This is a genomic window from Clostridium cibarium (assembly GCF_014836335.1).
In the GTDB taxonomy this organism is placed as follows: Bacteria; Bacillota; Clostridia; order Clostridiales; family Clostridiaceae; genus Clostridium; species Clostridium cibarium.
On sequence record NZ_JACSRA010000057.1, the window covers coordinates 1 to 5,958 of the forward strand.

The window sequence follows — 5,958 nt, forward strand, 5'->3', positions numbered from 1 at the left end:
ATTCCAAATCTACCATCAAACAATACAAAAAAAGAATGTAGTAGATTTGTTTTACACAAATCTATCTACATTCCCTAGGAACAATAAAAACCACCCCTAGCACTACGGTTTTTATTGTTCCTATGTTTATTCAAAACTCTTAATTTTCTATATCATTATTAAATCGGTAGTACGAACACTTTGATATTCTAGCGATTATCTTTATCAGTAGATAGCATTCCACAACATAAATTTATAACCTGATTTCTAAATTCCATTTCTGTAAGTTCTGTTACTTCCATTATTTTTTATCTTCCATGCCATAAAGATATAGTTTCTGAGCCACTTTAATAGCTGCTATTTTTTTGCTCTCAGAATATTTCTGAAGAACTTCCTTTTCAAATTCATCCTCTGTAAGTTCTGTAGCTTCTAAGATTAACGACTTTTCCCATCCTTTTAAATATAATCTTTGAGCATTTTCAATATCACGTTCCCTCATAAAGCATCTTGCTGTTTCAGAAGATCGTATAGATAATCCCATTATGATATCCTCCTCAATAGGTAATTCGTCTTATAAACTTACATATGTCTATTATTCTATATTGAGAAAAACTTTGTTTTCATAAGTATACAAACTAAATATTTTAATACTCTATAATTTCTAGGGTTTTAAATTCAATATAAAATATCTCCATCACTAACCGTATTAAAATGTTTAAAATTAATTATTTGTTCAGTAACAATTCTTCTTAAACAGTTTTATTAGTTCTTCTACTTTCCTTTTTAATACTTCATAATCATTTTTCTTTATTCCTTTTGTGTTTTTCATTAGTATATCAGATTTTTTCATATTTCCCTTCCTTTCATAGACTTAAATCATTTATATGTATTATTTAATTGCTTCACTAACTTCTTATAAATTTACCCATAGAATTTCAGTTTAATTTTATAAATCTACTGATTCTTTTTTGTATTTTCTCTTATACTTCTTATTCCTTCCGATAATTTTTCTAAATTAGCTAATTCTTTGCTAATATTTAATATGGACTCTTCAATTATTTGATTTTTATTTACTAATTCCTCATTCTTGTCAACTTGCTGATATTTCAAGTTGTTTTTATGTATTTTAAACTCATTCATTGCTTTAACTTCCTTAAGTTTAAGTATTGCAATTAAAATAGAATTCTCTATGGAATATAATTCATCATATGTTAATTCTAAAATATATTTTAGTTCAGTATTCATTTTCCTCCCCTGTATTTATAAACTGTATTTCTTAATCCGCAACAATTCCCAGTTCCGTATCTGGTACATACGAATTATACTTCCCTTCATAAATATAATTTCCATTAATTATTGGACAATAAATGTATTGCCACTTTCCTTTCACTTTTACAAACAATATATATGTGTTGTTAATAATGTCTTTGTTAATAGCAGTATTAAGTTCAGAGTTCTCGTCAAAAAGTGGCATGTTACAATCATAAATGTATATTTTAACTATATCTTCATCTATTATTTCATATTTATATGCTAGAATAGCATGTCCACCAAATTTCATACTATTTATTAAAACTACAACTAATTTATGGTTATCAATTTTATTAATTATTTGATCTTTTATATATTTCACACTTCTAAACTTAATATTTCTATTTAACACTAGTTGCAAAGTGGCATAAAAATAATCTTTAACATCTATTTTATTTCTAAATATTTGACGATAGGAAAATGAAATTTTAAATTTACTCTTATGATTATCAATTTCATTTTGATAATACTCTATAGCTTTTAATATTTCACTTATATTATTATTTTCATCATTCATCTTATACTGGGTAAGCATTTCACTATCATCGTCAAAAAATCTCTTGTAAATTTCTTCAGGTTCTAATAGTTCCATTAAATTTTCATGATATAAGAAAGTGGCTTTATCACAACTTATTTCTGTACATTCTTTTTCCTTTGTGCAATTGTCAATATCATCATAAACCAATTGAGCAATTTCATTGGTAATCTTATATTCATTTAAACTTTTATTAATAAAGGTAATATCATAAATTTCCTTTCCGTTTTTTACAATTCTTTTAGGAATTTCATCGTTAAAAATCCCCTTTATAAGATAAATTAAACCAAAGCAGTTTCCTTCCTTGTTTATGCTAGTACCAATATTTTTAAACGAAAAAACATTCGCATATATATCAAAATCTTTAACTTTATATGTTCTTCCTCTCACTTTTAACATTCGCTTATATATATCATACAATTCACTCATTTTCATTAAATTTTTATCTATTAGGTAATTTTTATGAACAATATTATGAGTTATTACTATTAAAAAATTTAATAGATCAATCATTAATACTCCTGCCATAATTGCCAATATTATCTTAAAAATAATAATTATCACCTAACCCTCTATAATTAAATATCAATACTATTTCCCTTTCCAAAAATGTATAACAATTTAATTATTATTTATTCGATCTCTATTTGTTAGTATTAGTATATATTTATAAAATATTATATTCAAACCTGGTTATAAGCCATTTTATGCAATTTACTCTATCTTTCATTCAATACCTAATCCACATTGGTTTTTACATTATTATTGAATTTTTTACAATATATGTGTGTTATATTCAAAAATTTTAAGTTTTGAATATAACACACATATAAATTCTATTTAATAATTTAAAATAACTTAAATTTTCCTCACAACTGTACAAGTATGTATTAGACTTATTTATATTTGTGGAACTCAGTTCCTTAAATATACAATTGGCAATCCAATAATTCAATTTATGGTATTTTAACATACATATATTTAATACCTTAGCTAACAGAGAATATTAAAAATCTCAACTTACTGCATAATTTCTATTCAGGTAGTTACACATATTAATATTTCAATACCACAATCTGGACTTAATTCTAATATCATATTTTTCAATTTAAACTTGAATTTTTAAATTGTATTCCTGTAATATATGTAAAAGTTAAAAAATATAAAGTTCCGACTTTTTATTTTATTCTAAAATTTATTTAAAGGAGTGATTACTATGAATTCAAATCTAGATATCCAAAAATTATCAGCAACCAAAAAATATATACTATTAGAAGATAATGTAACTATCCAACTTCCTGTATGGATTAAGAATCGGTATAGTTCTTTGAGGTTCATTAATGACACAAGCACCTTACAAATACAATGTTATAAATGCAAAGTATGGCTTGATATAGCACTGCTAAAAGACGGCAGTTGGGTAGATATCCACAAAGATACAGAGATAAAACTACACGACTCTGGGTTTAGTTCCTATTGCAGTTCGTGCTGCTTACAGAAAGAAGATAAAAAAAATAAGCCTTCTCTCCCCCCTAAATCTTTAGAGTTGACTAAAAATACTCTACCAATTTCCGATATGGAAAAGGACACGATATTTTTAACAGCAGAAAATATAAAATATGTTAAATTACGTTTAGCATTAAGCGATATGAGAAAAGCAGATTTTTATAACTATCTAATAGAGCAAGAAAAAGAGAAAAATCCAATTTCAAAATACTTATAATTCTTTGTAAAAAGTAAGTTAATATCCTTAGCTTACTTTTTTATATTTTATAAACATACCCCTGAAAGAAACTTTAATTCATAAGGATTAAACATATACTATAGATCCTAAAAAGATTTGATTAAAGAAAGCCGTTATTTTTAGAAAAGTTGATTATTTGAGTTTATAGTAGTTTAAGACTAATTAAATAAAATTTAGTTTCTTTAATTCGTATTATCCAGTTAATTGCTAGATACGCTATACATATTTCTTTTTAATTCTTCTATATAAGAAAGTCATTTCTAAAAATGCTTTTCACCCCATCTCTGAAAATTAAATATCTTAATATTTTTCTCGATGCCCATTAATGCCTTTGTTTTATATGTCAGACTAAATATATATGAACAATTAAAAAGGAAGGATGATTATATTACCTCTATGTTATAACGCTTTAGAGACTATAAAGTATTCTAACGTGAGAAAATCTTTATTTAATAAATTTGAATTCATATGTAAAGACCTATTAATACACTTTCCGAATAGTAAAAAACAAAAGAATTTTCGTTGAAAGTTGAATCTAAAAAAGAATTTCCAAAGTCGTAATTTTTATAATTTACACTTTTATCAATATTATCTAATTACTCTAATAACTAAAATGCTATTAGAGTTTTTTATTTTTTATCCTATTTCATGAGCTATCTGCTTTAGAAAAAACTTTTAGAAAAAGTTAAAAAAAACAATCTAATTTTTTGATTTCCGTTACCACTCTTATTAAAATACCTCAACTTTAAAAATCAAAGAGGAGTGGTACTATGAAATATTCAAAACAATTTTCTAAATATCAAGTTAAATTAATATCAAAAGCGGAGGCTAAAGAGTTTATTGTAAAAAATCACTATTCTCACACATTCCCTGCCAGTTGTATAAGTTTAGGGTCATTTGACAGTACTGATGAACTAGTAGGGGTAATAGTATATGGAATGTCTGGACAACCCAAGATGGCTCAATCAATAATTCCCTATTTAGGCCAAAATGACTATTATGAATTGCAACGTTTATTTGTTAAGGACTGTACAGATAAGAATTTCGAGTCATGGTTTATAGGACAAAGTATACTTTGGTTAAAGAAAAATAAAAATGAAATAAAAATGCTTGTTTCATTTAGCGATCCTTATTATGGTCACGAAGGAACTGTATATCAAGCAACAAATTGGTTATATACTGGTAAGACTAGTCCGATAACAGTATACTTAAATTCTGATGGCATAGTTGTACATAATAGAACTATTTCAAAAGGTAATGTAGATAGAAGCACCTTAACAAAAGAACGCAGACCCTCCAAAAATAGGTATGTATTATTTTTAAGCAAAACAGTAGATATGTATAGAAATATCATTGATGATTCTTATATCAGAATTAATCAATTAGATTATTGGTTAGAACGAGAAAAAATTGACAATGTGCAATATATTGAGAGAATAAACGGATATTGTAAAAAACATAAATTACAGTTGAAAGATAACATGAAACATTCTATTCAGCCTTATCCTAAAAAATCGAACTATAATTAAAAGAGAGAGCTATATTGCTCTCTTTTAATTTCACCTATTTTTACTTCGCTTATTCCATTCTAGTTGAATACTATTTTTCTCAATTAATAATTCTTCTACACTCAATCTCATAGAACCAGGATTAATTTCAATGAATGAGACACCTATTTTCCATCCATTCACAACACTTTCCTGAACTTTTTCTAGCTTAGATCCAGTCTTATCATGCTTTGTAACAAGGTGGCTCTTTAGTCTATCCTTTGAATTCTTTCCTTTCTGACCAATATATCTAAGTAACCATTCGTCAGTTTTTTTTCTTTTAATGTGAATTGCATATATACCATCACGATTTTGTACATAATCTAATATTCTCTTATTATCCTTTAATATTTGATCAGAAAAAGTTTTCCATGTTTCCTTTTTTATATCTTTGGGATAAAGTATTTCTTTAATGGTTTCAGAGTTTAATAGTTCTTTCTCACATTCTACTAGAAATACCTCGAGTAAATACTGACTATATTCAAATTGCTTGATTGGAAACAAGTATTTTCTCATTTCTATTCCATTCCACTTGATTGTTTTACAAACATTTTCAATTTAGACACTAAATCTCGTCTAATTCCTTCATTGGGAATTACCTTTTGAATATAATTCAAATCAAGCAATGCCATACCAATGTTTCTATCAAATTTAGCTAATAAAATATCTTGAAAAATACTTATGCCTTTATCATGTATGTGAACATTTATTTTAAAATCTTCCTGATTTTGATCAATAATACTGAATGAATACTCCATTAATATTCTTCTCCTTTTAATATCTCGTGTATGTCTCAACACAAGTCTTTATTTCACTTGTTTTATACATAGACTACATATAAT

General features: G+C 25.8%; 7 protein-coding genes. 2 read left to right on the top strand and 5 right to left on the bottom strand.

From position 1 onward, the window contains the following. Window positions 1–280: 280 nt before the first annotated feature. The 3 genes from H9661_RS19135 to H9661_RS19145 all read right to left on the bottom strand — a co-directional run bounded on the left by H9661_RS19135 (window position 281) and on the right by H9661_RS19145 (window position 2,389). A complete protein-coding gene (locus H9661_RS19135) occupies window positions 281–520 on the bottom strand; it encodes a hypothetical protein (RefSeq protein ID WP_191770398.1) in 240 nt (79 codons plus the stop codon). A 413-nt stretch (window positions 521–933) separates the two neighbouring features. Next, window positions 934–1,224, bottom strand: a complete 291-nt coding sequence (locus tag H9661_RS19140; RefSeq protein WP_191770401.1) for a hypothetical protein — start codon at window positions 1,222–1,224, stop codon at window positions 934–936. Between the two features lie 31 nt (window positions 1,225–1,255). After that, the gene (locus H9661_RS19145) at window positions 1,256–2,389 is read right to left on the bottom strand and encodes a hypothetical protein (RefSeq protein WP_191770403.1); all 1,134 of its coding nucleotides are present in this window, start codon (window positions 2,387–2,389) and stop codon (window positions 1,256–1,258) included. Window positions 2,390–3,041: 652 nt separating this feature from the next. On the opposite strand from H9661_RS19145, the gene H9661_RS19150 reads away from it, so the two are divergent. Both H9661_RS19150 and H9661_RS19155 read left to right on the top strand, forming a co-directional pair. Next, window positions 3,042–3,548 carry a hypothetical protein gene (locus H9661_RS19150; protein WP_191770405.1) on the top strand — a complete coding sequence of 169 codons (507 nt, stop codon included), beginning with the start codon at window positions 3,042–3,044 and terminating at the stop codon, window positions 3,546–3,548. A gap of 791 nt (window positions 3,549–4,339) precedes the next feature. Further along, entirely contained in the window at window positions 4,340–5,098 is a 759-nt protein-coding gene (locus H9661_RS19155) for a Mom family adenine methylcarbamoylation protein (RefSeq protein WP_191770408.1), read from the top strand. A gap of 30 nt (window positions 5,099–5,128) precedes the next feature. Here the strand turns inward: H9661_RS19155 and H9661_RS19160 are convergent, their stop codons facing one another. Together H9661_RS19160 and H9661_RS19165 are read right to left on the bottom strand one after the other, a co-directional pair. Then, the gene (locus tag H9661_RS19160) at window positions 5,129–5,632 is read right to left on the bottom strand and encodes a hypothetical protein (RefSeq protein ID WP_191770410.1); all 504 of its coding nucleotides are present in this window, start codon (window positions 5,630–5,632) and stop codon (window positions 5,129–5,131) included. Between the two features lie 2 nt (window positions 5,633–5,634). Then, window positions 5,635–5,874, bottom strand: coding sequence for a hypothetical protein (locus H9661_RS19165; RefSeq protein ID WP_191770412.1), 240 nt, complete (start codon window positions 5,872–5,874; stop codon window positions 5,635–5,637). Between the last annotated feature and the right edge of the window lie 84 nt (window positions 5,875–5,958).